This is a genomic window from Nocardia sichangensis (assembly GCF_047200615.1).
In the GTDB taxonomy this organism is placed as follows: Bacteria; Actinomycetota; Actinomycetes; order Mycobacteriales; family Mycobacteriaceae; genus Nocardia; species Nocardia sichangensis.
Genome location: NZ_JBJZOK010000011.1, coordinates 169,444 through 194,664 on the forward strand (window position 1 = coordinate 169,444; position 25,221 = coordinate 194,664).

General features: G+C 70.3%; 29 protein-coding genes. 7 read left to right on the forward strand and 22 right to left on the reverse strand.

What is annotated here, in order from left to right; translation table 11 throughout:
- Positions 1–43: 43 nt before the first annotated feature.
- The gene (locus tag ACL03I_RS17855; RefSeq protein ID WP_412806504.1) at positions 44–928 is read right to left on the reverse strand and encodes an alpha/beta hydrolase family protein; all 885 of its coding nucleotides are present in this window, start codon (positions 926–928) and stop codon (positions 44–46) included.
- 123 nt (positions 929–1,051) lie between these two features.
- Positions 1,052–2,272, reverse strand: coding sequence for an MFS transporter (locus ACL03I_RS17860; RefSeq protein ID WP_412806505.1), 1,221 nt, complete (start codon positions 2,270–2,272; stop codon positions 1,052–1,054).
- 106 nt (positions 2,273–2,378) lie between these two features.
- On the opposite strand from ACL03I_RS17860, the gene ACL03I_RS17865 reads away from it, so the two are divergent.
- From ACL03I_RS17865 to ACL03I_RS17875, 3 genes are all read left to right on the forward strand, one after another.
- A complete protein-coding gene (locus tag ACL03I_RS17865; RefSeq protein WP_355078280.1) occupies positions 2,379–2,726 on the forward strand; it encodes an ArsR/SmtB family transcription factor in 348 nt (115 codons plus the stop codon).
- 117 nt (positions 2,727–2,843) lie between these two features.
- Complete coding sequence (locus ACL03I_RS17870) at positions 2,844–3,188, forward strand: hypothetical protein (RefSeq protein WP_412806506.1); 345 nt, start codon at positions 2,844–2,846, stop codon at positions 3,186–3,188.
- Positions 3,189–3,217: 29 nt separating this feature from the next.
- Positions 3,218–4,396: a winged helix DNA-binding domain-containing protein gene (locus ACL03I_RS17875; RefSeq protein ID WP_412806507.1), complete on the forward strand. Its 1,179-nt coding sequence runs from the start codon at positions 3,218–3,220 to the stop codon at positions 4,394–4,396.
- A 106-nt stretch (positions 4,397–4,502) separates the two neighbouring features.
- Here ACL03I_RS17875 and nadC read toward each other — a convergent pair whose 3' ends face one another.
- From nadC to nadA, 3 genes are all read right to left on the reverse strand, one after another.
- Positions 4,503–5,363 carry a carboxylating nicotinate-nucleotide diphosphorylase gene (nadC, locus tag ACL03I_RS17880; RefSeq protein ID WP_355078283.1) on the reverse strand — a complete coding sequence of 287 codons (861 nt, stop codon included), beginning with the start codon at positions 5,361–5,363 and terminating at the stop codon, positions 4,503–4,505.
- Between the two features lie 67 nt (positions 5,364–5,430).
- Positions 5,431–6,999: an L-aspartate oxidase gene (locus tag ACL03I_RS17885; RefSeq protein ID WP_355078284.1), complete on the reverse strand. Its 1,569-nt coding sequence runs from the start codon at positions 6,997–6,999 to the stop codon at positions 5,431–5,433.
- A 109-nt stretch (positions 7,000–7,108) separates the two neighbouring features.
- Positions 7,109–8,152 carry a quinolinate synthase NadA gene (nadA, locus tag ACL03I_RS17890; RefSeq protein WP_364430509.1) on the reverse strand — a complete coding sequence of 348 codons (1,044 nt, stop codon included), beginning with the start codon at positions 8,150–8,152 and terminating at the stop codon, positions 7,109–7,111.
- Positions 8,153–8,229: 77 nt separating this feature from the next.
- Here nadA and ACL03I_RS17895 point away from each other — a divergent pair, with 77 nt between their 5' ends.
- Positions 8,230–8,994 (forward strand): NUDIX hydrolase, encoded by a 765-nt coding sequence (locus ACL03I_RS17895; RefSeq protein WP_364430512.1) that lies wholly within the window; start codon positions 8,230–8,232, stop codon positions 8,992–8,994.
- 70 nt (positions 8,995–9,064) lie between these two features.
- On the opposite strand, the gene ACL03I_RS17900 is transcribed toward ACL03I_RS17895, so the two are convergent.
- The 6 genes from ACL03I_RS17900 to bioB form a co-directional block, all read right to left on the reverse strand.
- A complete protein-coding gene (locus ACL03I_RS17900; protein ID WP_364430515.1) occupies positions 9,065–9,244 on the reverse strand; it encodes a hypothetical protein in 180 nt (59 codons plus the stop codon).
- A 140-nt stretch (positions 9,245–9,384) separates the two neighbouring features.
- The gene (locus ACL03I_RS17905) at positions 9,385–9,930 is read right to left on the reverse strand and encodes a P-loop nucleotide/nucleoside kinase family protein (RefSeq protein ID WP_412806508.1); all 546 of its coding nucleotides are present in this window, start codon (positions 9,928–9,930) and stop codon (positions 9,385–9,387) included.
- A gap of 152 nt (positions 9,931–10,082) precedes the next feature.
- Entirely contained in the window at positions 10,083–10,616 is a 534-nt protein-coding gene (locus tag ACL03I_RS17910; protein ID WP_355078288.1) for a DUF1353 domain-containing protein, read from the reverse strand.
- A gap of 89 nt (positions 10,617–10,705) precedes the next feature.
- Positions 10,706–11,359: a DUF2567 domain-containing protein gene (locus tag ACL03I_RS17915; protein ID WP_397279444.1), complete on the reverse strand. Its 654-nt coding sequence runs from the start codon at positions 11,357–11,359 to the stop codon at positions 10,706–10,708.
- Positions 11,359–11,586 carry a biotin synthase auxiliary protein BsaP gene (gene bsaP, locus ACL03I_RS17920; protein WP_355078290.1) on the reverse strand — a complete coding sequence of 76 codons (228 nt, stop codon included), beginning with the start codon at positions 11,584–11,586 and terminating at the stop codon, positions 11,359–11,361. The genes ACL03I_RS17915 and bsaP overlap by 1 nt, the downstream gene beginning before the upstream one ends.
- 32 nt (positions 11,587–11,618) lie before the next feature.
- Positions 11,619–12,632, reverse strand: a complete 1,014-nt coding sequence (gene bioB / locus ACL03I_RS17925; protein ID WP_355078291.1) for a biotin synthase BioB — start codon at positions 12,630–12,632, stop codon at positions 11,619–11,621.
- Between the two features lie 103 nt (positions 12,633–12,735).
- Here bioB and ACL03I_RS17930 point away from each other — a divergent pair, with 103 nt between their 5' ends.
- Positions 12,736–13,320, forward strand: coding sequence for a TetR/AcrR family transcriptional regulator C-terminal domain-containing protein (locus tag ACL03I_RS17930; protein WP_355078292.1), 585 nt, complete (start codon positions 12,736–12,738; stop codon positions 13,318–13,320).
- 96 nt (positions 13,321–13,416) lie between these two features.
- Here the strand turns inward: ACL03I_RS17930 and ACL03I_RS17935 are convergent, their stop codons facing one another.
- From ACL03I_RS17935 to ACL03I_RS17980, 10 genes are all read right to left on the reverse strand, one after another.
- Positions 13,417–14,559, reverse strand: a complete 1,143-nt coding sequence (locus tag ACL03I_RS17935) for an alpha/beta hydrolase family protein (RefSeq protein ID WP_412806509.1) — start codon at positions 14,557–14,559, stop codon at positions 13,417–13,419.
- A 100-nt stretch (positions 14,560–14,659) separates the two neighbouring features.
- Positions 14,660–15,880, reverse strand: a complete 1,221-nt coding sequence (locus ACL03I_RS17940; protein ID WP_355078294.1) for an MFS transporter — start codon at positions 15,878–15,880, stop codon at positions 14,660–14,662.
- Positions 15,881–16,274: 394 nt separating this feature from the next.
- A complete protein-coding gene (locus ACL03I_RS17945) occupies positions 16,275–17,624 on the reverse strand; it encodes an LLM class flavin-dependent oxidoreductase (RefSeq protein WP_355078295.1) in 1,350 nt (449 codons plus the stop codon).
- Entirely contained in the window at positions 17,621–18,373 is a 753-nt protein-coding gene (locus tag ACL03I_RS17950) for an ABC transporter ATP-binding protein (RefSeq protein ID WP_355078296.1), read from the reverse strand. Before ACL03I_RS17950 ends, ACL03I_RS17945 begins: the two co-directional genes overlap by 4 nt.
- On the reverse strand, positions 18,349–19,212 hold the full coding sequence (locus tag ACL03I_RS17955) for an ABC transporter permease (RefSeq protein ID WP_355078297.1): 864 nt from the start codon (positions 19,210–19,212) through the stop codon (positions 18,349–18,351). The genes ACL03I_RS17950 and ACL03I_RS17955 overlap by 25 nt, the downstream gene beginning before the upstream one ends.
- A complete protein-coding gene (locus ACL03I_RS17960) occupies positions 19,212–20,303 on the reverse strand; it encodes an ABC transporter substrate-binding protein (protein ID WP_355078298.1) in 1,092 nt (363 codons plus the stop codon). Before ACL03I_RS17960 ends, ACL03I_RS17955 begins: the two co-directional genes overlap by 1 nt.
- A gap of 64 nt (positions 20,304–20,367) precedes the next feature.
- Positions 20,368–21,531 carry an alpha/beta fold hydrolase gene (locus ACL03I_RS17965; protein WP_397080467.1) on the reverse strand — a complete coding sequence of 388 codons (1,164 nt, stop codon included), beginning with the start codon at positions 21,529–21,531 and terminating at the stop codon, positions 20,368–20,370.
- A 51-nt stretch (positions 21,532–21,582) separates the two neighbouring features.
- Positions 21,583–21,783 (reverse strand): SRPBCC family protein, encoded by a 201-nt coding sequence (locus tag ACL03I_RS17970; RefSeq protein WP_412806510.1) that lies wholly within the window; start codon positions 21,781–21,783, stop codon positions 21,583–21,585.
- A gap of 260 nt (positions 21,784–22,043) precedes the next feature.
- A complete protein-coding gene (gene bioD / locus ACL03I_RS17975; protein ID WP_355078301.1) occupies positions 22,044–22,718 on the reverse strand; it encodes a dethiobiotin synthase in 675 nt (224 codons plus the stop codon).
- On the reverse strand, positions 22,715–23,863 hold the full coding sequence (locus tag ACL03I_RS17980; protein WP_364430546.1) for an 8-amino-7-oxononanoate synthase: 1,149 nt from the start codon (positions 23,861–23,863) through the stop codon (positions 22,715–22,717). The genes bioD and ACL03I_RS17980 overlap by 4 nt, the downstream gene beginning before the upstream one ends.
- Before the next feature lie 59 nt (positions 23,864–23,922).
- On the opposite strand from ACL03I_RS17980, the gene ACL03I_RS17985 reads away from it, so the two are divergent.
- Positions 23,923–24,318, forward strand: coding sequence for a hypothetical protein (locus ACL03I_RS17985; protein ID WP_355078303.1), 396 nt, complete (start codon positions 23,923–23,925; stop codon positions 24,316–24,318).
- Here the strand turns inward: ACL03I_RS17985 and ACL03I_RS17990 are convergent.
- Positions 24,305–24,787 (reverse strand): MarR family winged helix-turn-helix transcriptional regulator, encoded by a 483-nt coding sequence (locus ACL03I_RS17990; protein WP_356967743.1) that lies wholly within the window; start codon positions 24,785–24,787, stop codon positions 24,305–24,307. The genes ACL03I_RS17985 and ACL03I_RS17990 overlap by 14 nt on opposite strands.
- 61 nt (positions 24,788–24,848) lie before the next feature.
- On the opposite strand from ACL03I_RS17990, the gene ACL03I_RS17995 reads away from it, so the two are divergent.
- Positions 24,849–25,220: a cupin domain-containing protein gene (locus tag ACL03I_RS17995; protein WP_412806511.1), complete on the forward strand. Its 372-nt coding sequence runs from the start codon at positions 24,849–24,851 to the stop codon at positions 25,218–25,220.
- The last annotated feature ends 1 nt before the right edge of the window (position 25,221 follow it).

Consider the following 25,221-nt stretch of genomic DNA (forward strand, 5'->3'; position numbering starts at 1 on the left):
CGGTTCTTCTCGGTCAACTGCGCGCAACTGCGATCGTGTTCCCTCACGCCGCGCACTTCGCGCCCGGCGGGGCGGCCGGTGCGGTGACGACGTCGTGCGCGACGTCCACGAGGTAGTCGCGATCCGGGCCGTCGACCGGCTCCGCGCCGAGCAGCAGGCGCTCGACGACGCAACCGCCCTCGAAGAGGGCCGGTCCGACGCTGTGGTCGCCGGGAACCACTTGCCCGTTCAGATCGCGCCCGGTCACGACGGTGTACATCGAGGTGGGTCGGCCCGCGGCGAGCAGCCCCGCGCGCATCTCGACGCTGGTGGCATACGGCACCACGTCGTCGGCGGTGCCGTGCACGAGAAACGCCCGCCGCACGTCCATCCGGGCCGCCAGCAGCGCGGGCGAGCGTTCGGCGTAGCCGAGCGGGCAGGTGGCGGGCGGGCAGCCACCCGCGTCGCGCTCGATCTGCGCGGGCAGCGCCGGATCCACGGACCCGGCGCCCAACCACATCGTGAAATCGTCGGCGGGACCGTAATTGTCGACCCAGTAGTCGAACATCCCGCGCGGGCCGTGCGCCACCGCGAGACCACTGGTGATGCCGCCCTGGCTCCAGCCCCACAGCACCGTGCGGGTGATCGAGCGATGGGTATCCCGGTACCACGTGGTCGCGGCGACGATGTCGCGCCACCCTGCCCACAGATTCCATTCTCCGGTGAGCCACATGCTCTGCGCCGAGCGCAGATCCATCGACAGGATCGGCGTCGCGGTGCGCCGGGCGATCGACTCGAGGTAGCCCGCGAAATCGGCCGACGATCCATCGTGCCCGTGCACCGCGACCACGAGCGCGTGCGCGGTCGCGTCGTCCTCGGCGCACCGATAGGGCTCGTATACCCGGCCGGTCGCCTCCTCCCCGTCCACGGTCAGCGAAACAGGGCGCACCGCCACATCGACGGCGCAGTCCCCATCCGCCGAAACTCGTGGCGCCACAAGAACTGTCGTCAGGAGCACACCGGCCAACGCGCAGCACGATACGAGAGATGCCCATCGCATCCCCGGATGATGTCACGCCGTCAGCGCGGCATCGCGACGCAGGCGCGCCACGACGAGTAGTCCGCCCGCTGCGGCCGCGAGGCCGACCGCCACGCCGAACGCGATCACACCTGCGCTCAATCCATAAGCGTCGCCGAGAAACCCGGCGGCCAGCGGTAGCACCGCGGCGGGGAGATACCCCCCGACGTTCTGCGCGGCGTTGGCCTCGGCCAGCCGCTCGCCCGGCACGCTCGCGCTGATCGCCGTCAGTCCGCCGAACTGGCCGAGCCCCTGACCGGCACCGGCGAGCACGGCCGCCGTCACGAACAGCGGAAGCGAGGTCGCGACCAGTGAGAGCACCAGCGCGGCCATGCTCGTCACGGTCGCGATCGTGCCGCCGAGCAGGATGACGCCCACACCGAACCGCCGGGCCGCGAACTGGACTCCGGTCGCGGCCAGGAACATCGCGAACGCCACCGCACCGGCGAGCACCCGGTCGGCGACACCGAGCAGATGTGCCAGCACCGACGGCCCCAGCGACAGGACGAACGACGTCGCGGTGATGCCCGGTCCGAACACCGCGATCCCCAGCAGCACCGCGGTGCGACCTTCCCTTTCGACCGACGGGATCCGGATCCACGGTCCGCGCCCGCCGGCACCGGCGGGCAGAGGCAACCGGGCCACCACCGCGAAAGCCGTAGTGAGCACGGCGATCTCGACCAGGAAGACCGTCACCGTCGGGCCGGGCAGCGCTTCGGACAGGATGCCTGCCAGCAATGGCCCGCTCCCGGCTCCCAGCACCATCGCCGTGGACGCGGCCAGCGCGGCGACCCGTTTGCGGTCGGACCCGCCCACATCGGTGACCGCCGCCATTCCCGCCGACACCGTCGCGCCGACCGCCAGGCCGGTCAACAGCCGCGCCAGGGCCAGCAGCGGGACCGACTGCGCGACCGCGAACAACACACAGGCCGCCACCGCCGCCGCCACCGCGGGCAGCAGCACCGGTTTGCGACCCACCCGGTCCGACACCACGCCCGCGACCAGCAGCGCACCCAGCAATCCGGCGATGTAGCAGGCGAACACCGCGGTCAGCGTCCCGGCGGAGAAGCCGATCGCCCGCTGCCACACCACGTACAGCGGGGTCGGCGCGTTCGACAACACGAACACCGCGAACACCGGCCACGCCGCCGCCCACACCGAACGTCCGCCCGTCCGTGGTGCTTCCGTGCGTAGCACCGTCACCGTCGATCCCATCACCACTCCTTGGTTCGAATTTTTTCGTACTGGTACGACAGTAATCGAACTTGGCGCCTAGTACGATAGAAGTCGTACAAGTCGTCCGAAATCCGAGGAGAACGCGATGCCAGCGGCCGCCGACACCGCCGATGCCACCTCCGTCCTGCCCGAGCCGGCCCGCGCCGACCTGCGACTGGATCACGTGCTGGCCGCGCTGAGCGACCCGCTGCGCCTGACCATGGTCCGCCGGTTGCTACTGGACTCCCCCGACACCGACCGGTCGTGCTCCTGGTTCGGCATCGATCGCCCCAAATCCACGTTGACGCACCACTTCCGGGTCCTGCGCGAGGCGGGCGTCACCCGGCAGCGACGCTACGGACTCGAACGCCGCAGCCAGGTCCGCGTCGACGATCTCGAGGCGCGCTTTCCCGGCTTGCTCGACCTGGTCCGCTCCTGGGAGCCTGCCGACTGATCCAGAATTTTGGGGGCAGGACCCGACGCCCGAGACCGCCGCGACCTGGCGCGAACAACTGCTCGCCAGGCGGAACGCATCGCGCGGCGGGTCCTTTCGCGACGCCGCCGTGGCCCTGTGCGCGCTGGTCGCCGTGGCCGACGACGCGACGTCGGCGGCGGACGCGGCACCGTCGCCGAACTGGTCGCGGCGGATCCGGTGCTGCGCAACTTCCCGGTCGACGACTCGCGCGCCTTGTTCGAGGACAACTGCAATCGGCTGGCGAACGATCCGGTCCTCGGCTGCGCGCACGTGCTGCGGCAGATCGCCAAAGCGATGCACAAGCCGGCCGAGGCGGACGCGGTCGTCCGCACCGGCATCCCGATCGGCGGCGCGGCGGGCGCGTGCGGCCCGGCGGCGACCGAGGCCGTCCGCGACGCCTGCCGGACGCTGCGCCCGGCTCCGGAGCGCTTCGGCCTCTGACCCGACGGTGCGAACGCTACGATTCGCCTATGCGTTCGATTGATGTCGCCGAGCGGCGCGCCCGGCTGGCGGTGCGACACCGGCTGGCCATCCCGGAGCGGGCCGGACAGGTCGCGGAGATCGCCCGCTCGCTGGTCGCCCTGCACGCGACCGATCCGGCGACTGTCTTCCTCTCCGTCGCGGCCCGCGCCGAGGGGCTGGCGCCCGCGGATGTCGAACAGGCGCTCTACGACGACCGTTCGCTGCTGCGGATGCTGGCCATGCGCCGCACCATGTTCGTCGTGCCGGTGGAGCTGGTCGCGATCCTGCAGGGTTCGTGCGCGGACGCGCTGGCGCACAAACAGCGGCGCACCTACGGCAAGTACCTGGAACAGGCGGGCATCGGGGACGGCGATGTGCGGCGCTGGTGGGCCGAAGTCGAGACCGAGACGCACAAGGCGCTGCTCGATCGCGGCGCGGCGACCGGCGCGCAGCTGAGCAAGGACGTCCCCCGCTTGCGCACCCAGGTGAACACCGCGCCGGACAAGCCGTATTCGAAGCCGACGAACATCACCACCTGGGTACTGGTGACGCTCGGCTGCGAAGGCCGCATCGTGCGCGGACGGCCGAACGGCAGCTGGACCAGCAGCCAGTACACCTGGGCGCCGATCGAATCGTGGTTGCCGGACCCCGTCCCCGTGATTCCGGCCGCAGAAGCCCGCGTCGAGCTGGTCCGCCGCTGGTTGCGCGCGTTCGGTCCCGCGCCGGTGTCCGACATCAAGTGGTGGACCGGGTGGACGCTGGGCGAGGTGCGCGCGGCGCTCGGCGCGCTCGAGCTGATCGAGGTCGACCTCGATGGCGTGACGGGCGTACTACTGGCCGACGACGTGGAGCCGGTCGCCACCCCGGAACCATGGGCGGCATTGCTTCCCGCGCTCGATCCGACGCCCATGGGCTGGCAGGCTCGAGAATGGTTCCTCGGCCCCCACGCACCGAACCTGTTCGATCGCAACGGGAACATCGGGCCCACCGTCTGGTGGGACGGGCGCATCGTGGGCGGCTGGGCGCAGCGCGGTGACGGCGAGATCGTCTACCGCCTGCTCGAAGACGTGGGGACCGACGCCGAGGCGATGATCGCCGCGCAGGCGCAGCGAGTCGCCGAATGGTACGGCGACGTGCGCGCCATTCCCCGTTTCCGGACGCCGCTGGAACGGGACCTCACCGCCTGACCGAGCGCCCCGGCGCACCGCCGGGTAGCTCGGGCGACATGGAGATTCGCGCATTCGCCGAGTCCGACCGAGCCACGCTGCGCGGCTTGCGCGTTCGGGCGGGTACCTACATGTCCAGTCCGAGGTCGAGGACGCGGACCGAGTGGGTGAGCGCGCCGACGGCCAGGTAGTCGACGCCGGTGCGGGCGTAGTCGGCGGCGACGTCGAGGCTCAGGCCGCCGGAGGACTCCAGTTTCGTCCGCGGTGAGGCGGCGTTGCGGCGCTGCACTGCCGCCTGGGTCTGCCAGAGCGGGAAATTGTCCAGCAGTACCAGTTCCACGTTCTCGGCGAGCACGGCGTCGAGCTGTTCGAGGCTGTCGACCTCGACCTCGCAGGCGATGTCGGGGGCGGCGGCGCGGACCGCGCGCAACGCCTCGACCACCGACCCCGCGGCGACCACGTGGTTGTCCTTGATCAGGGCGGCGTCGCCGAGACCCATCCGGTGGTTGACGCCGCCGCCGACCCGCACGGCGTACTTTTGCAGCGCGCGCAGTCCGGGCAGCGTCTTGCGGCTGTCCCGGATGCGGCAGCGGGTGCCCGCGACGGCGTCCACCCAGGCGGCTGTCGCCGTCGCGATGCCGGACAGATGGCACACCAGGTTGAGCATGGTGCGCTCCGCGGTGAGCAGCCCACGGGTGGGCGCGATCAAGGTCAGCACGGACTGTCCGGGCGACACCCGGGTGCCGTCGGCGACGCGGTCGGTGATCTCGTAGGCGTCCGCGCCGATCACCTCGTCGAGCACCAGCAGCCCGGCGTCGAGCCCGGCCACGGTTCCCGGTTCCCGCGACACCACCGATGCCTTGATCACCGCGTCCGCGGGCACGGTGGCCGTCGTCGTGACGTCCGGGCCGTAGCGCAGGTCCTCGTCCAGCGCGGCGCGGATGACGCGCAGCACCTCGTCGCGATCCAGGGCGTCGTCCAGAGCCATCGAAGCGTTCCTCTCTGACCGAGCGGGGTTCTCGCGGTCCACCGGATGCCGCGCTCGGTGCGTGTGATCAGGGAATGGGGGCGTACTCGGGGACGCCGTCGCCGTTGAGCCGGATCGGGAGGCTGTGGCGGAGTTCGGGCAGGGCGTCCGGGTGATCGGACCGGGTGTGACAGCCGCGGCTCTCGGTGCGGGCGAGCGCGGCCAGCAGCAGCGCGCGGGCCGCGAGAGTGAGTGCGGCGTCCTCGATTCCGGCGATCGGGTGGGTGGCGGCGGCGAGCGTGTCGCGGTTGGTGACCACGTCGTCGAGTCGCTTGAGCGCTTCCGCGAGTCCGGCGCGGTCGCGGACCACCGAGGCGTGCGTGGTCATCAGGTGCTGCACTACGTCGCGGTCGACGTAATCGGCTACGCGAGTGGGGATCTCGCTCACCCGGGCCCGCTCACCGAGCCGCTCGGCGGCGGCGGCTCCGGCGCGCTCGCCGACCACCAGCCCCTCCAGCAGACTGTTGGACGCCAACCGGTTCGCCCCGTGCAGTCCGGTGCGCGCGACCTCTCCGGCCGCGTACAGGCCGGGTACTGCGGTACGGCCGTGAGTGTCGGTGACGACGCCCCCGCACTGGTAATGCGCGGCAGGCGCGACCGGGATGAGGTCGGTGCGCGGATCGATGCCCGCCGCCAGGCACGAGGCGGTGATCGTCGGAAACCGCTGCGGGAAACCGTCGATCGAGCGGGCGTCGAGATAAACGTGCTCGGTGCCCAGCGCCCGCATGCGCGCGGCGATGGCGCGGGAGACGACATCGCGAGGCGCGAGATCGCCCCGTGGATGCACCCCCTCGGTCACCGCGTTGCCTTCGGTGTCGACCAATGTCGCACCTTCGCCGCGCACCGCTTCGCTGATCAGCGGCCTGCGCCCGATACCGCCGGGGGTGTACAGCACCGTCGGGTGGAACTGCACGAATTCGAGGTCGGCGACGGCGGCGCCGGCCCACAGCCCGAGCGCGATGCCGTCGGCGGTGGCGCCCGGCGGATTGGTGCTCAGCGCGTACAACTGGCCGAGCCCGCCGGTGGCCAGCAACACAGCGGGCGCGTGCACGACACCGAAACCTCGGTCCGACAGCGCGACCACGCCCCGCACACCGTTCGGCCCCGTGACGATCTCGCCGACGGCCGCGCCGAACAGCACCGGCAAGCCGGCTTCGTTCAGCGCCCGCTGCACCTCGGCGCCGGTGGCGTCGCCCCCGGCATGGATGATCCGGCGGGTGCTGTGGCCGCCCTCGCGGGTCCGCGAGATCTGGCCGTCGCGGCCGAGGTCGAACACCGCGCCCAGGTCGGTCAGCGCGGCCACCGCGTCCTGCCCGCCCTCGACGATGGAGCGCACGGCGTCCACGTCGCACAGGCCGACGCCCGCCTCCACCGTGTCGTGCACGTGTGACTCGACCGAGTCACCGTGCGGCGCCACGACGGCGATGCCGCCCTGGGCGTACTGGGTGGACGTATCCGTCGGCCCGCCCTTGCTGAGCGTGAGCACCCGCAGCCCGCGCAGTGACGCGGTGCGCGCCGCGGTCAGTCCCGCGACGCCACCGCCGATCACGACCAGATCGGCCTCGGCCTCCCAGTCGATGGAAACCCGGGTTGTCATCGCCCCGCGCCTCTCTGTCTTCCGATCCGCGAACGTTCCGCGGCGCGGGCGCTGTGGTCAGCGCGTTGCGCCGGAGAGCGACCCGCCGCCGCGAGGGCAGCGGTCGGACTCATTCACCGCCGCCGGGATTGCCGATCGCGATCATCCGCTGCACCGAGTTGCGGCCCAGCGCGGCGGTTTCCGGATCGACGTGGACCTCGTCACGGCCCTCGACCAGGCAGCGAAGCAGGGCCGCCGGAGTGATCATCTTCATGTACTTGCACGACGCCCGGTCGTTCACGGCCTGGAAGTCGATGCCGGGGGCGGCCTTGCGCAGCTGGTGCAGCATGCCGACCTCGGTGGCCACGAGCACCTGATTCGACTTCGCCGCCTTGGCCGCGTCGATCATGCCTCCGGTGGACAGGATGTGCACCCGATCGGCCGGGAACGCGCCCTCGCCCGCGAGGTACAGCGCCGAGGTGGCGCACCCGCATTCGGGGTGCACGAACAGTTCCGCGTCCGGGTGGGTACGCGCCTGCTCGGTGAGCTCGTCGCCGTTGATGCCCGCGTGCACGTGGCACTCGCCCGCCCAGATGTGCATGTTCGTGCGGCCGGTGACCCGCTTGACGTGCGCGCCGAGGAACTGGTCCGGCAGGAACAGCACCTCGCGGTCCGGGTCGATCGAGGCGACCACGTCCACCGCGTTGGAGGAGGTGCAGCAGATGTCGGTGAGCGCCTTCACCTCGGCCGTGGTGTTCACGTAGGACACGACCACCGCGTTCGGGTGCTCGGCCTTCCAGGCGCGCAGTTCGTCGGCGCTGATCGAATCCGCGAGCGAACATCCCGCACGCTGATCGGGGATGAGCACGGTCTTCGCCGGGCTCAGGATCTTGGCGGTCTCGGCCATGAAGTGCACGCCGCAGAACACGATGGTGTCCTCGGGCGCCTCGGCCGCGATCCGCGACAGCGCCAGCGAGTCGCCGACGTGGTCGGCCACGTCCTGGATCTCCGGCAGCTGATAGTTGTGCGCCAGGATCGTCGCGTTGCGCTCCCTGGCCAGACGCTTGACTTCCTGCGCCCACTCCGGCGTCGCCTCGACACCCGCGAACCCGGAGGGTCCGTCGAACACCTGCCCCATCAGCGGGGGCGCCAGTTTCGCACCCGTCGTCGCCATGGATGGCTCCCTTCCTCGTGCGGTCGGCTACACCGCCGATTCGCACCAAACCAGGTTTTCGACTTATAATCGAAAACGTGGCCCATAGTAGCACCATCCACGAATCGCTCACCGCGGTGTTCCAGGTTCGTCGCTACCCCCGGGACATCGCCGCAGGTCACGCCCCCGCCGACCGGGCAGAAGGCATGCTGCTACGTTGCCCGCCCGACCAGCGGACCGAACTCGCGGTGTTGTTGTGGGAACGCGCACTCGACCCGCAGAAGGGCACCTGGTCGCTCCCCGGCGGACGTCTCGGCGACGACGAGGACCTCGACGCCTCCGCGCGCCGCCAGCTCGCCGAGAAGGTCGACGTGCGCGAGCTGAGTCATCTGGAACAGCTCTCCGTGTTCAGCGCTCCCGATCGGGTGCCGAGCCCGCGCCGCATCGCCTCGGCCTACCTCGGGCTGGTCCCGCTGACCGCCGACCCGCAGCTGCCCCCGGACACCGCCTGGCACCCGGTGTCGGCACTGCCGGACATGTCCTTCGACCACCGCACGGTAGTCGACCACGCCCGCACCCGGCTGGCGGCGAAACTGTCCTACACCAACATCGCCTTCGCTCTCGCGCCGGACCGGTTCACCATGTCGACACTGCGCGAAATCTATTGCGCCGCACTCGGTTACGACGTGGACACTACGAACCTTCAGCGAGTTCTCTCCCGCCGCAAGGTGATCACCCCCACCGGAGCCACCGCCGCCCCCGGCCGCGCGGGCGGCCGCCCCGCCGCGGTGTACCGCTTCACCGACTCCGGCCTGCGCGTGACAGACGAATTCGCGGCGCTGCGCCCACCCGGCCCTTCGTAACCGGCCGGAAAGCCGGCGATATCGGCGGGTACGCCAGATGCCGGCCGCGGAAGCGGCGGTCAGGCATTGCTCAGCCTTCTGCCGCAGTCTTGCGATGCTTGTCCCGGCGACGGTACTGCCGTTTGCTCGGAATGGGCCGCGCCGCATTACCGCGACGCAGCGCATCCCGCCGCCGCCACGCCGCCAGATCGGCCCGTTCGCCCCGCGCAGAAGCCGCCCCGTCCTCCACCGCGTGCGCGGTCTTCACCACCCCAGCCCCTTTCCGACAACCCTCGGCCACTCCGGCCGCCCACCATATCCTCGCGCCCACGTCGGCTCCAACGGATTTTCAAGATCAGCGGCACATGGTTGCGGCATTTCGCGAGAAGGCCCTCCGTCGTGTGCCGTTGATCATGAGGAGGCGTCGAGGAAGGCGACGATCGCCGGGAGGTCGGGGCGGTAGGCGGAGGTGGTGTCGACCTCGAGTGTCGGCGCGTCGAGGGAGATGCGCTGGAAGGCGGCGGGTGCGGGGTGGTCTGGATCGTCGTGGGCGCGGCGGAGCGGATTCGAACGGTGGCGCTGGTGGATTCGCTGTGTCGCGAGAGCTGGATCGATCGTGCAGTGCACGATGCGGAGCTGGGCGTGAGCGCGCAGCGGCGTGAGGCCGGGACGCCACAGCCGGTCTTGGAAGGCGGCTTCGGCCACCACCGTGACACCGGCCCGCAGGAGCAGTTCCAGCGTCTGGAAGAACACCGGCAGCGTGCGGAGGTTCAGCTCGTTCGAGCGGCTCGGGGCGTAGTTCTCCGTCGCGTGGACCATGCCCTCCTTGATCTCGTCCCGGCAGATGGCTGGGCAGCCGATCGCCCGGGCGAGAGCGTGCGCGAGCGTCGTCTTGCCCGACCCCGGCGGGCCACTGACGACGACGAGGGTGGGGAGCCTGGGCGATCCGTCGCTCATATCGGCACCGTAACTCGTGCGCCGCTGCGGCAGCCGAGAACTCGTCCGCGCCGGTGGCGGGTTGCCCGCGCGGATCCGGCGCCCCGGCCGGGCTCGCCGGCGCGAGGCTCGCCAGCAGCGCGCACGAAGTTCGCACCGAGACCCCAGGTCGGTCAGGCGGTCTTCATCTGCGGACCGGGCGGCGGAGCTTCGGTCCGCTGCGTTAGGCGCGACCCGGCCCAGAAGGCCAACTCCACCAACCAGAACAACAGGAGGAACACCGTCACCACGGTCGCGGGAACGGCGAGGAAGAACACCGAAGGGACCGCGACGACGACGAACCGGGCGACGTCGCCCGCACTCGCGCCGCGTAACCGGTGCGCCGCGCGCACGGCCGCCCACATCATCCAGCGGCGTGGCAGGGAGACTCCGAGTTCGTGCAGGCATCGGCGGAAGATGCCGTCGGCGTCGGCCACGCCGACCGTGTTCGTGCTCAGCAGGTAGTCGTGCAGGATGGCGGCACGGGTATAGCTGCCGTAGCGGGGAATCAGCCAGATCAACGGGCGCGGCACCGAGGCGAAGTCCGTCCGGAAACCAGCTGGGACCACGAATTCCTCACTCGCACCGCGATAGACCAGTGGTTCGGTCACCCGCCAGAACTTGGCGTCGAGCTCTTCGACGACCGGACCGCCACCCACGAAGGCCACGTCCCATTCCTTCCCAGCACGCCACGAGTTCCCGACCCCGAAGTGGTTCGGAAAACCTTCCCCGTCGCGGCGACGTGCCGGACGACGCGTCAGCGGCGCTGGCGATATTCGGGCAGCGAATATCCCTCTGGGGCAGGCTGGTAGCCACCATAGGGCAGCTCTGCGCTGCTCGCAGCGTCACCATAGGGCATGAAGGCGCCCTGGCCGTCGTAGGAGGCTTCCTCCTTCCGGGCGGCGCGGCGGCCACTGCCGAGATCCGCCGAGGTACTCAGCGCCGCGAGGAACAGCATGACGAACGACGCGATCAGCGGCTGCACGATCAGCGCGAGGTCGCTGCCGAGTTCGATCGGCAAGGTGACGATCTGGCCCACCGGTGGGTCGTGCGGGCGCGGATGCGACCACTCGGCGACCTGCTCCCCTACACCGGCCATCACCACCGCACCCAGGCCGGAACCGATCAGCAGGCCCAGCTGCAACAGCGGCCCACGCGCCGAGCGCCAGCGCCACACGGCCAGTGCGCACAGCAATCCGAGCACCGCCCCCGCGAGGACGAACAACGCCAGCGCGTCGAACTGATGCGCACTCTCCCCGGTCAGTCCGACACCGCGACCCGGCTCGACCACGAGCAGCCGCTCGGTCGGCGCGAGCAGGCCCCAGCCGACACCGGCGAGCGCGCTCACCACCACCACGGCGACGGCGACCACAGCCGCCGCCCGCACCTCACCGCGCAACGGCGACGCCACTAGCGGCGTTCCAGTTCGGCCGAGTCGACGACGCCGTGCCGGGAGCACTTGGCCCACCAGCCGTCCGGGCTCACCTGCACGATCATGCGGCGTCCGCACTGTTCGCAGAAGCGCGGCGGCTCCAGGCCCAGCGCGGCGGCGGCCGGGATCGCGTCGTCGAGGCCCGGCACGATTCGCTTGCCGGTGAACGGGTTGTAGCGCTCGTCCATGTCCATGACAGTACTCATGCTCGCTCGCCTCTTCGTCGCAACCGAGCCGGTCAGAGCGTTTCGTTGAGCGCCTTGATCGGCATCTTCAGCTCGCCGAGCAGGTCCAGGTCCTGTTCGGCCGGGCGGCCGAGGGTGGTCAGGTAGTTGCCGACGATGACGGCGTTGATGCCGCCCAGGATGCCCTGCTTGGCGCCGAGGTCACCGAGGGTGATCTCCCGGCCGCCCGCGAAGCGCAGCATGGTGCGCGGCAGCGCGAGCCGGAACGCGGCCACGGCGCGCAGCGCGTCGGACGCGGGCAGCACCTCCAGGTCGCCGAAGGGCGTACCCGGACGCGGGTTGAGGAAGTTCAGCGGCACCTCGTCGGGCTCGAGTTGGGCCAGGTTCGCGGCGAACTCGGCGCGTTGCTCCAGCGTCTCGCCCATGCCGAGGATGCCGCCGCAGCAGACCTCCATGCCCGCTTCGCGGACCATGCGCAGGGTGTCCCAGCGCTCCTCCCAGGTGTGCGTTGTCACCACGTTCGGGAAGTAGGACCGCGAGGTCTCCAGGTTGTGGTTGTAGCGGTGCACACCCATGGCGGCCAACTGGTCCACCTGCTCCTGGGTGAGCATGCCCAGCGAGCAGGCGACCTGGATGTCCACCTCGTTGCGAATCGCCTCGACACCGGCGGCCACCTGGGCCATCAGGCGCTCGTCGGGACCGCGCACGGCCGCCACGATGCAGAACTCGGTGGCGCCGGTCTTCGCGGTCTGCTTGGCGGCTTCCACCAGGCTGGGAATGTCCAGCCACGCGGCGCGCACCGGCGACTGGAACAGGCCCGACTGCGAGCAGAAGTGGCAGTCCTCCGGGCAACCGCCGGTCTTGAGGCTGATGATGCCCTCGACCTCGACCTCGGGGCCGCACCACTTCATGCGCACCTCGTGCGCCAGGGCGAGCAACTCCTCCAGCCGGTCGTCACCGAGCCGTAGCACCTCCAGCGTCTGCTCCTGGGTCAGCCCCACCCCGCGCTCGAGCACCTGCTCGCGGGCGATCGACAAGATTTCGGTGTCTACAGGTGCCTGGGTCACTGCACGAATCCCTTCGTCCGGCCGAGGTGGCCGTGCAACTTGAACGGTGTTCAGGCTAGGGTAGCGGTAGGAGTGAGTCAAAGCACGACGGGAAGGGCATCGAGTGCAGCTGCACCGGGCGGACGTGGTCGACGGAGCCATCGCGATTCTGGACCGATACGGCCTGGCCGACCTCACCATGCGCAGGTTGGCCGGCTCGCTCCAGGTGCAGCCCGGCGCGTTGTATTGGCACTTTCCGAACAAGCAGGCGCTGCTCGGCGCGGTCGCGGACAAGATCCTCGCGCCCATGGAGGACCCGATCGCGGCCGAGGAATGGTCCGGGCAGATCACCGAACTGGCGCACCGGCTGCGCGACTGCTTGCTGGCCTATCGCGACGGCGCCGAATTGGTGTCGGCGACCTACGCGTCCCGGCTCACCACGAGCAAAGGGCGAGAACGGCTGGTGAGCGCCGCCATCCGCGCGGGCATGCCGCGCCAGGAGGCCGAACTCGCGGCGTTCACGCTGCTCTACTACGTCCTCGGTGAGACCGTGGACGAGCAGTCCAGGATGCAGATGGACTCGGCGGGCGCCCTGCCCGAGGGCGCCTCGCCGTTGGAGGAGACCACCGACCCCACCGCCCGTTTCGACTTCGGCCTGCAATTGTTCGTCGCGGGCGTGCGGCACTTGCTCGGCACCCGCGTCCGCTGACGCCGGGGGCGTCCCGATCACGGTTCCGCAGTAGGTGTAGCGGCCGTTTCCGAAGCAGTCGACAGCGACTGTTCCCTCGCGGGTGCGCGCCGAGCGTCAGCGCAGGTGCGTGTTCAGGAATCCCAGCGCATCCGGAAGCGATGCCAGGAACGCGCCGCTGTGGTCCTTGCCGGGGTACTGCTGGACCGTCACTCGTATTCCGGGGTTCAGCTCTTGCAGTTCTTTCCCGTAGTTCGCGGTGTCGGTCGGAGGCACATCGATGTCCGCGGTGCCGTAGCCGATCAGGAGATCGCTGGTGAACCGGTCTTCCGGATATCCCGTCAGGGCGGCGATGTCTTCGGCGAAGGTGGGCGTCGGCCGGTCGGGGTCGGCGACGAGCGCCGACGGTCGGCGGCCGTCGGCGCGCTCGACCAGATGCGAAAGGCATTCGTGGGCCGCTCTTTCCACGAAGTCCTTGCCGAAATCGGACAGGTACGGGGTGACGCTGCCGGGGTTCAGTTCCTCCAGCGAGGCCAGATAGTACGCGGCGTAGGCGATCTGGTTCTTGGAGCCGGTCGAGTCCGCCCGGAACATCTCCGGCAGGCTCTTGCTCGGGTCGGTGCGCAGCCCGGTGGCCACCACTCCGCTCAACCCCGTAGCGGAACCGCCTTTCTCGGCATACAGACCGGCCGCGCTCATCACCGCGTGCGCTCCCTCCGACTGACCGACCAAGGCCCATCTGCGTGATAGCGGAATCGGAGTCGTGCGCATCGCCGCGACCGCGTCGATTATCGACATCCCCTCGACGTTCGTGTTGTAGTAGCTGAACTGCCCGCGGGTGCCGAGGCCTTGATAGTCGGGAGCCAGTACCGCGTACCCGTTCTCCAGGATCTGGTCGAAATAGGTGATGTTCCGCTCGGACTGCGGGCGGCGCGACGGCGCGCAGGCATCGCCGATGCCCGCGGTTCCGTGTGCCCACACCACCAGCGGCCATCCTCCCTGCGGCGGCAGGCCCGGGGGCAGATAGAGCGCACCGGATGCCTGCGCGGGTGCGCCGTGCTGATCGGTCGTGGTGTAACCGATCCCGAGCGACACCGCGGCCTTGGGGAAAGTCCACGCGGGATCGAGCAGCTCGATCCCGCTCAATTGCCCGGTCGTCGGGCTTTCCGCTGTCGCAGGGGCCACCCCGAGCGTGACCGCGACGCACATACTTATCGAGGCGGCGACCAGGCCGGATCGCCGAAGGAACGATAGGGACATGCCGCAGCACCATACCGACGCACTCCGATGACCAGACCCTAGCGACACGTGCCACCAGTGGAAATTCTCGAATCCGCGCAACCGCGGCGAGGCCGAGCGCCTACCCGGTCTGGGCCGACCGCCGCCCTGGCGCCCCGACCACGCCCGGAAACCAGCGATGCATCGTGTAGGCGCCCGCCGCGGCGGTGAGCGCGAGCGCGATGGCCGCTCCGCCGAGCACGGTCACGGCGCTGATCGCGCCGACCGCCACCGGTCCGACGAACATGCCGATGTCGTGGGTGAGCCGCCAGGCCCCGAGGAACTCCGCCCGCTGCCCGTCGGGCGCGACATCAGCGCCGACCGTCATGATCAGCCCGTTGCTCATGCCGTTGGCCAGCCCGAGCAGCACAGCGGCGCAACCGAGCCCGAGCACCGAGGAAGTGCACGGCAGCACACCGAAACCGGCGGCGAACAGGACCATCGACGGCACGCCGGTCGCCCGCCTGCCGTAGCGATCCAGCCACACGCCCGCCGGATACGACATCAGCACGTCCACCGCGCCCGCCAGGCCGAACACCAAACTGGTGGTCGACGCGCTCAGTCCGATGTGCGCGGCCCACAACGGAAGCAGCGCCAGCCGGGCCGCACGCGCGGCCCCGACCAGCAGCGCGGCCAGGCCGAGTGTGCCGAGGGTCCTGCGGTGCTCGACCACGATCGCCGTCAGCGCGTGCCCCGCGCCCGCCTCGCCCGATCCCTCCGGCGATCGGATCGCCGCCATGGCCGCGCCGGACACCACCGTGGTCACCAACTGCAACCACAACGCGCCGTTGGGACCGAGCGAATGCACCACGGCCGCACCGAGGAACGGTCCGCAGAAGAACCCCAGCCGCATGGAACCGGCCAGCGTCGACATCGCGCGGCCGAGGTCGTTCGGGGGCACCACGGCAACCAGATAGGACTGGCGAGCCAGGCCCCACACCGCGCCCGCCGCACCGTTGAGCAGCATGCCCAGCGCGAGCACGCCGACATTCGGCGCCACGATCGCCGCGAGCACGCCGATCGCACCGACCACCGAACCCACCGCAAGCGCACCGCGTTCCCCGATGGTCGCGACGACCCGCCCCGCGGGCAGGTCGGTGAGCACCATGCCCAACCCGGACAGCGCGACGATGATCCCCGCCAGCCCGGCCGACGCGCCCAGGTCGAGCGCGCGCAGCGCGTACATCGGCGCCGCCGCGCCGGACCCGATGCCGTACACCACCATCGGCACGAACACCGTCCAGGTCAGCGACCGCAACCGCACGCCGCCGATGTCGCCCGCTACGACGGACCGCTCGCTCATCGCATCGCCGATCGATGCCGCGAGACCGCGCTCCGCCCGATCACATCCGGCCCGAAGCCGCTGCCCGAGGCGAACCGCACAACCGGCGTGGTGGAGGCAACCCGCGACACGACAGCAGGAGACTCGGAACCGGCCGACCACCAGCACCCGGAGCGCACCTGGCTCGCATTGCCCTGGAACCCGACTCGCTGGTTCGAGTCGACCAGCACAGCGTGTGGATCGAAGACGCGCACGCTAGCGTGTGCGACCGACTTCGAATGCCCGACCCGTGAGCGGGGCACGGCGTCGGCCGGCCCCGCACCGAACGCGCGGGGCCGACCCATCGCATGCACCGGCGCCGTCCTGTGGCGGACAGCCCGGCGCCCAGGCGGACAGTCGCTTTCGTCGGCGCCGCTCACCGGGCCAGCGCGGGCTGCGGGGCGAAACGGCTGTCGGGGCGGGGCAGGCCGAAGTGGTCGCGCAGCGTGGTGCCGGTGTACTCGGTGCGGAACAGGCCGCGTTCCTGCAGGATCGGCACGACCGTCTCGGCGAAGATCTCCAGTCCGCCCGGGTAGTACGGCGGCATGACGTTGAACCCGTCGGCCGCGCCGTTGCGGAACCATTCCTCGATGGTGTCGGCGACCTGCTCGGGGGTTCCGGCGAACACCCGGTGGCCGCGCGCACCGGCGAGGCGGTGCAGCAGGCCGCGCACGGTCGGCCGTTCGCGCTGCACGATGCCCGCCACGACCTGCAAGCGGCTCTTCCCGTTGTCGGTCACATCGCCCGCCGCGTCGAACAAATCGACCGGGATCGGCTCGTCCAGCGGCAGGTGCCGCAGGCTGATCCCGACGATGCCCTCCAACTGGGCCAGGCCGTATTCCGGCACGGTGAGCTCGTTGAACTCCTGCTCCAATTTCTTGGCCGCCGCCTCGGTGTCGGCGATGAACGGGCTGATCCCCGGCAGGATCTTGATGTGCTCGGGGTCGCGGCCGAAGCCACGGGCCCGCTCCTTGATGTCGGCGTAGAACGCCTGGGCGTCGCTGAGCCGCTGATGCGCGGTGAAGATCGCCTCGGCGTACTTGCCCGCGAACGCCCGCCCGTCGTTCGACGCGCCCGCCTGCACCAGCACCGGGTGGCCCTGCGGCGTGCGCGGCGCGTTGAACGGTCCACGCACCCGCAGGTATTCGCCGGCGAAGTCGATCTGGTGGATCTTCTCCGGGTCGGCGTACACGCCTGAGGCCTGGTCCAGGACGATGGCGTCGTCCTCCCAGCTGTCCCACAGCGCCACCACGGCGTCGACGAATTCCCGAGCACGGGCGTACCGTTCGGCATGGTCGGGATGCTTGTCCAGACCGAAGTTCGCCGCGGCGAGATCGGTGCCGGTGGTGACGATGTTCCAGCCCGCCCGGCCGCGGGAGATGTGGTCCAGCGTGGAGAACAGCCTGGCCAGGTTGTAGGGCTCGTAGTACGTGGTCGACGCGGTGGCGATGAGGCCGAGATGCGTCGTCGCGGTGGCGATCGCGGTGAGCAGGGTGATCGGTTCCAGGCCGGAGGTCGCGTTGTGCTTCACGTTGTTGTGCAGGGCGGGTCCGTCGGCGAAGAACACCGCGTCCAGTTTCGCCGCTTCGGCGGTGCGTCCGATCTCCTGGTAGTAGGCGACGTCGTAGATCCGTTCGGGGCTGCTCGACGGATGCCGCCATGCCGCCTCGTGGTGGCCGGAGGGGTAGATGAAGGCGTTGAGGCTGAGTTGGCGCGGTGCGGTCATGAGGCTTTCTTCTCGTCGGTGGGCGTGTCGACGACGTCGACGCCCAGGCTGGCCAGCAGCAGGGAACGGTGCCGCAGGAAGGCGGGATCGCCGTGGCGGCGGGGGCGTTCCAGGTCGATGCGCTGGTCCACCGCGATGCGCCCGTCGTCGAGCACCAGGACACGGTCGGCCAGCAGCACCGCCTCGTCCACATCGTGGGTGACCAGCAGCACGGCGGGCCGATGCTCGGCGCACAGGTCCTGCAGCAGTGCGTGCATCTTGATCCGGGTCAGCGCGTCCAGCGCGCCGAACGGTTCGTCCGCCAGCAGCAGCTCGGGTTCGCGCACCAGCGAACGCGCCAAGGCGACACGCTGTTGCTCGCCACCGGAAAGCTCCTTGGGCCAGGCCTTCTCCCGGCCCGCGAGCCCGACCTCGGCCAGTGCCGCGCGACCGCGACCGGCGGCGTCCGAACCTCCTAGACCGAGGGTCACGTTGTCGAGCACCCGCACCCAGGGCAGCAACCGGGAGTCCTGGAACACCACCGAACGCTCGGTGGGCACGCTCAATTCGCCGGAACCCGGCACGTCGTAGTCCAATTCGGCGAGCGCCCGCAGCAGCGTGCTCTTGCCCGAACCGCTGCGGCCGAGCAGCGCGACGAACTCGCCGCGCGCGATGTCGATGTCGATGTCGCGCAGCACCACCCGGTCGCCGAAGCCACGGCGCAGCCGCCGGGCGCGGACGACGTTCAGTCCCCGAGTGTCTGCCGCCATGACAGCGCCTTCCTTTCCACCGCGCGCACCAGGATGTCGCCGAACAGGCCGAGCAGGCCGTAGATCACCAGGCCGACCACGATGATGTCGATCTGGCCGTAGGTGCGGGCCTGGGTCATCAGGTAACCGATGCCGCTGGTGGCGTTGACCTGTTCCACCACGACCAGCGCCAGCCAGGAGATCGTGACGGCCAGCCGCAGGCCGGTGAAGAAGCCGGGCAGCGATCCCGGCAGCGCGATCCGGCGGACGAATCCCCACCGCGACAGTCCGACGGTCTGGGCGAGTTCCACATACCTGGCGTCGACGCTGCGCAGGTGCGCGTGCGTATTCAGGTAGATCGGGATCGCCACGCTGGTGGTGATCACCACCAGCTTCATTTCCTCGCCGATGCCGAACCACACGATGAACAGCGGAATCAGCGCGAGCGTCGGAATGGCGCGCTTGATCTGGATCGGCCCGTCCACCAACGCTTCACCGACCCGGCTCAGCCCGGCCAGCAGCGCCAGCACCAGGCCGATCGCGACACCGAGCCCGAGCCCGATCACGGCGCGCTGCACCGAGGTCAGCAGATTGCTCTGTAAACGGCCGTCGGCGAGCAGGTCACCGGCGGTCTCGGCGACCGTCCACGGCGCGGGCAGGGTCTCCGGATCCAAAGCGCCCGTGGCCGAACCGGCCACCCAGGCGGCGATCAGCAACGCCGGTCCCACCGCGATGCCGAACGGGATGGGGCGGCCAGGACCGAGGCGCGGCCGGGTCGGTTTGCGTTTCGCCAGTATCGGTTCCGCCGTGGAGCGGCCGAGGCCGAAGCGGCGCAGCACCCCGGCGTCGAGGGTCGCCATCAGCGTGCCTTCGGTTCGAACGACGCGCCGCTCTCGGTGACCGCTTGCGTGATCGCGGCGTCGAAGCGCAGGTCGAAGCCGTTGGACGCCTGCACCTTCTTGGGCAGTTCGCCCGCCTTGGCGATGGCGTCGATGGTGGCCTGCTGCCGGTCGACCAACTGCTGGTCCAGATGCGGGAAGACGTAGGTGCCCAGCGAGTCGACGATGCGCTTGGCGTCGTCGGCGCTCACCTTCTGGTTGTCCACGTAGTAGCGGCGCGCCCAGTCCTCCGGGTGGGTGTTGGCCCACTGGTAGGCGCGGACGAACGCGCCGACCAGCGCCCGGGTGGCGGCCGCCTTCGCCGGATCCCGCACGACCGCGCGGCGGGCGTACAGATAGGCGAGACCGCCGTAGAGACCTACGGTCTCGGAGTCGGGGACCAGCGAGGTGCCCGGCGTGCGCAGGAACCGGGTGACGTTCGGCTCGATCAGCGGCGCGACGTCGACCTGGCCGGTGCGCACGGCATCGAGGAACTCGGCCAGTTGCAGCCGGACCAGCTGCACGTCGGAGGTGGTGAGCCCGGCCTTGTCGATGGCGCGCAGCACGGCGGCCTGCTGTGCCGTGCCCTCCGCGTAGGCGATCTTCTTGCCCTTCAGATCCGCGAGCTTCGTCACCGACTTGCCCGGCGCCACCGCGAGTTTCAGGGCGGTGGTGCTGGTCTGGTAGGACGCGATGATCGGGACGTCCTGCCCGGCCACCAAGGCGTGGATCGGCGGGACGTCGCCGACCTGGGCGACGTCGGCGGCGCCCGCCCGGAACGCCTCCAGGATGGCGGGACCGCCGACGAAGTTGGCGAACTCCACCTTGAACGGAAGCTTGTCGAGCTCGCCGGAGATGCGCAGCACCGATTGCAGGCGCTCGGATTGGTCGGCGACCACGAGGGTGGTGCCTGCGGGAACCTCGGTCGGCAGTGGTCCTTCGGCGGTGGGACCGACCGGCTTGTCGTCCTTCGCGCAGCCGGTGAGTCCGAGGGTCGCAACGGTCGCCACGGCGAGCAATGCGGCGGTCGCGCGGCCACGGAGGCCGGACCGGAACGTACTTGGTCGGAACATAAGGCGAATTAGAACAAGACGAAACCGGCGCGAAAACGGTTTGTCTCACCCTGGTTCGAACCCCTCAGCGGGGCGGCGCTGCCACCGTCGTCGACCGGACCTGCTGCTGGTAGCGCTGCACGAACGGCAGAATCTGCTGCTCGATCACCGTGTTGTATTCCCGGGGCCGCTGCATCGGATTCGCGTGCCCGGTGTTTCGCGCCAGCACCACCAGCAGCGTGCCGTCCACTCCGCCGGACCGCTCGATCAGCACCCGATGGGAGTACTCGACGTCGACCACGCGGTCGGCGCTCGCGTCGCGCGGCCGGATGAAGACGATGGCGGGCCGTGGCTTGTCGGCCACGGGCTGGGCGAGGGCGCGCAGGTCGTCCGTCGCGCCACCGGCCACGATTGCGGTGAACTGGGATTCGATCAGACCGTTGCTCGCCGCGTCGCGCGAGACGATCTTCTCCCGCATCACTTCCGCCAGCACCTGGCCCAGTTGGCCGAACCGGATGCCGGGCAGCCCGTCGCCCCGGTCGACGAAACGGTCCCGGCGAGCGTAGGTCTCCACGGCCAGCCGGAGCATGCGGCTTTCCCGCGCACCGGGCAGCCAGCCCATCCACCGCAGCATGTCCTCACCGCGCCCGCGACTTTCCGGACGGACCGCGTTCAGGTCGACCGGCGTGCAGTCCAGGATCACCCCGACCAGTCTGCGGTCGCTGTCCCGGTGGATGTGCTCGGCGACCTCCAGTGCGATCACGCCGCCCATGCTGTGGCCGACGAGCACGATGTTGCGCAGGCCCGACAGTTCGGCGGCGCGCACGACGAGGTCGGCGATCACCTTGGTGTCGATACCTTGATTGTCGTAGCGGATCGCCCACACCATGCCCATCCTGCGCAGAGCGGGCAGCGCGGCGGCGGTGTCACTGGCGTCGAGCCCGCCGAGCCCGACCAGATCCACCACGACGGTGTCCCAGTTCTGCGGGTCCACCGGCGGGGCGACGGGCAGGATGGCGGGCTCGGTGCGCGCCAGTCGCGCCTGTTCCGGCGCGACGTCGTACTTCCAGTACTGCGCGAACACCACGAGTCCGGCCAGCAGCAGTGCGGCCACCCGAAGCAGCGTCACCCTGGTGCGGCGCAACGTCTTCCACCCGTGCCCCAGGCTCGTGTCCCGCAGCCGAGATCGGCGTCGCGCGTCGTCCCAGTCGGAGACGGTGGACGGGTGCCTCTCGTCCATCGGCGACATCCATCCCACTGTAGGCACGGGTGCGGGCGGTCGCCATGAGCCCGCTATCGTTCAGCGTGCCGCCTCGGCCTTGGCCGCGAGTTTGCCCAGCGAGTTCCGCCGCCCGAGTTTGTTGTCGTCGAGCGCGATTAAGCTCGACAGACCGTCGGGTACCTCCTGGATGTCGGTGCCGCCCTCGACATAGTGCCAGGTAGCTGACAGTGTGCTCGTCGCCACCGACGGATCGCAGGTCGTGAATTCGATGATCTGCACCACGTGCTCGTGCGGGCCGCGCGAAATGCTGTGCGCGGTGGCCTTGCCGCTACCGTGGACTCGTCGCGCAAGCGAGCGTGATTCGGAACACGCCGATCTCCCCGGGCATCGAATTCGCGCACGGGTCCGGTCCTGCTGCCTGGCACCATCCACTGCCGCACCGCTTCCGCGCGCAGATGCCACCGAACACGGGTTGCGCGTCCGCACTCAGCGGGTCACCGACAGGTTCGGGGAGACTCGCGTCGCGGAAACGCCATCGATCAGCGGAAAGGCGACCAGGCGGGCTCGAACCAACCCGGGGCGGCGGCGATGAATCGCGCACGCTCCCAGCCGCCCGCGCCTTGCGGCACCGAACCCACCAGGTCGACGCCGCTGACGCGCGGCAGGTCGATGCGATTGCATTCGGCGGCGAGATCCGGTTCGGCGGGCCAAGAGCCGATCACCAGGCCTTGGCACCGCACGCCCGCCGATTGCAGTGCGCGGGTGGTCAGTTCGGTGTGGTTGAGCGTCCCCAGCCCGGCCGCGGTGACCAGCAGGACGGGCGCGCCGAGTTTCTGGGCGAGGTCGAGCAGGGTGAAATCGCCTAGGCGCACCAGCAATCCGCCCGCGCCCTCGACCAGGACGAGGTCGGCGTCGGTCAGGGAATCGACGGCGGCGGCGGTCTCGGCGAGTGTCAGCTCCGGCAGCCCGGCCCGGCGGGCGGCGGTGTCGGGCGCCAGCGGGTCCGGGTAGCGGGCGAGTTCGAGCGTGCGGGTGACGCCGGACAACCGTTGGATCTCCGCGAGGTCTCCGGGTTCGCCCACCGCGACACCGGTCTGGCCCGGCTTGCACACCGCCACCGAACGGCCGTTCGCCATCGCCGCGGCGGCGACGGCCGCGGTGACGACGGTCTTGCCGACATCGGTGGAGGTTCCGGTGATCAGCAGGACGGTCATGCCGGCACCGCCTCTCGCGCCTGCGCCAGCACTTCGCCGAGCACCGTCGCGATGGAGTCGAGTTCGGCCGGTGTGAGATTCGCCCGCGCGGTCAAGCGCAGTCGCGACGTGCCTTCCGGAACCGTCGGCGGACGGAAGCAGCCAACGTCCAGCCCGTGCGCTCGGCACGCCTGCGCGGCGTCGAAGGCCACTTGCGCCGGACCGAGCACGACCGACACCACCGCCGAAGGCGGCGCGGGCACACCGGCGATCCCGGCGATGTCCGCGGCGCGCGCCAGCACCCGCTCGGCCAGCTCCGGCTGGGCGCGCAGCACCCGCAACGCGGCCCGCGCGGCGCCGACGGCGGCGGGCGCGAGACCGGTGTCGAAGATGAACGTGCGCGCGGCGTCGATCAGGTGGGCGCGCACCCGGCCACTGCTCAGCACCACACCGCCCTGCGCGGCAAGGGATTTCGACAGCGTCGCGGTGATCACCAGATCCGGCGCCCCCGCCAGGCCCGACTCGTGCGCCAACCCGCGTCCGCCCGCCCCGCGCACACCGATGCCGTGTGCCTCGTCCACCACGAGCACCGCCCCGTTGGCCCTGGTCACCCGGTGCAGTTCGGTCAACGGCGCGAGATCGCCGTCGGCGCTGAACACCGAATCCGTGAGCACCAGCGCACGTTCCTCGACGCGCTCCGACAGCAGCCGCTCCACCGCCGCGACGTCGCGATGCGGCGCGATCTCCACCCTGGCGCGGGAGAGCCTGCACGCGTCCACCAGCGAGGCGTGGCTGCCCGCGTCGGAGATCACCAGCGAGCCGCGCCCGGCCAGCGCGGTCACCGCGCCGAGGTTGGCCGCGTATCCGGAGGCGAATACGAGTCCCGCTTCGACGCCGACGAATTCGGCCAACTCGGTCTCCAGCAGTTCGTGCTCGGTGGTGGTGCCGGTGACCAGCCGCGACCCGGTCGACCCCGCACCCCAGCGGCGCACCGCCTCGATCGCGCCTTCGATCACCTCGGGGTGGCGCACCAGGCCGAGATAGTCGTTGGAGGCGAGATCGATCGACGGCGCCTGCGGGGCGCGCGGCCGCAGCTCGCGGCGCAGTCCCGCGGCCACGCGCGCGGAAGCGCGTTCGTCCAACCAGCTCAACGGATCGGTAGTCACAGCTCCGAAGCATACTTGAACACCGTTCAGGGCACTCTCCCGCAGGTCCGCTGGTACCGTTGAGCCCATCGTTGGTGGTGTCACCGGCCCGCGGTGACAAGCTGCACCGGGAGGTACACGGCCGGATGCCGCGGTGGGCGATAGTCGTCGAGGAAACAACGGGCTCGGGCGATCACAAGCGCTGGTCACCCCGAATCCTGACGGAAGTGGTCGGCACGCGCGCACAAGCGCTGGCGAAACTGGCCGGAGTGCTGCCCACCTACACCCCGGAGCATCCCAAGCTGCGCGGTCGCCGCGTCGTGCTCCGCGACGGTGACACCTATCTACTGATGGTGCGCGGCTGGTCGGACGACTACCACTGCATCTTCCGGGTGTGGGAGATGCTGTCCGACAGCGATCGTCCCGACCTCGCCGACGGCCGCCCTAATTCGTCCGATCGGCTCACGGACCGGTGAACCAGTTCGGCGTATCCAGCCGGAACACCTCGCCGGGCGTCAGCGAGCGCAGATCGCGCTCCAGTTCGGCCAGCCGATCCGCGCCGAGCAGTTCCGCCCAGCGATCGTGGATCCGGTCGAACGTTCGCGCCGATCGGGTCAGCACGTCATCGGCGCGTTCGGTGAGCGTGTAGACCTTGCGCCGCGCGTCGGACGGATCGTGCCCGCGGCGAAGGTAGCCCAGCCGCTCCAACGCCTCGATATGCTTGCCCGCGGCCTGTTTCGAGACACCGAGCGCGCGCCCCAGGTCGGCGGCCGTGCAACCGTGCGGCCCGCCCGCGCGGCCGATCGCCTGGAAGACGAAGCCGTGCATCGGCCGCAACTCGGCGTGACCGTGCTCGGCCAGATCCGCGTGCACCTCGTCGATCACAGCCCGGAAGCCGAGCAGCATGCGCAGCGGCAGCTCATAGCCACCCCTGTCACTTGACATGATGGACAACCTCGTTGACTATATAGACAACCATGTTGTCTATTATAGAGGTGGTAGCCCGATGACCGTCATCCGACACTCCGACACCCGCCGCACCGAAACCCCTGGCGGCGTCATGACCACGCTCGCCTCCCCCACCCAGGGCGGCTCCGGACTCGCGCTGTGGCGGGTCGAGGTGCCCGCCGACACCGCGGGACCGCTGCACTTCATCGACGCCGAGCAGATCTGGACCGTCCTCGCCGGACGGCTCGACGTCACGCTCGACGGCACGGAACTCACCGCGGCCGAGGGGGATACGGTGATCCTCCCGCCGAACGTGCTGCGACAGGTGCGCACCGGCGACGGCTTCACCGCCATCGTCACCGCCCCCGCGGGAGCGCGCGCAGGCACACCGGACGGCGACGGCACCATAGTCCCGCCCTGGATCGCCTGAC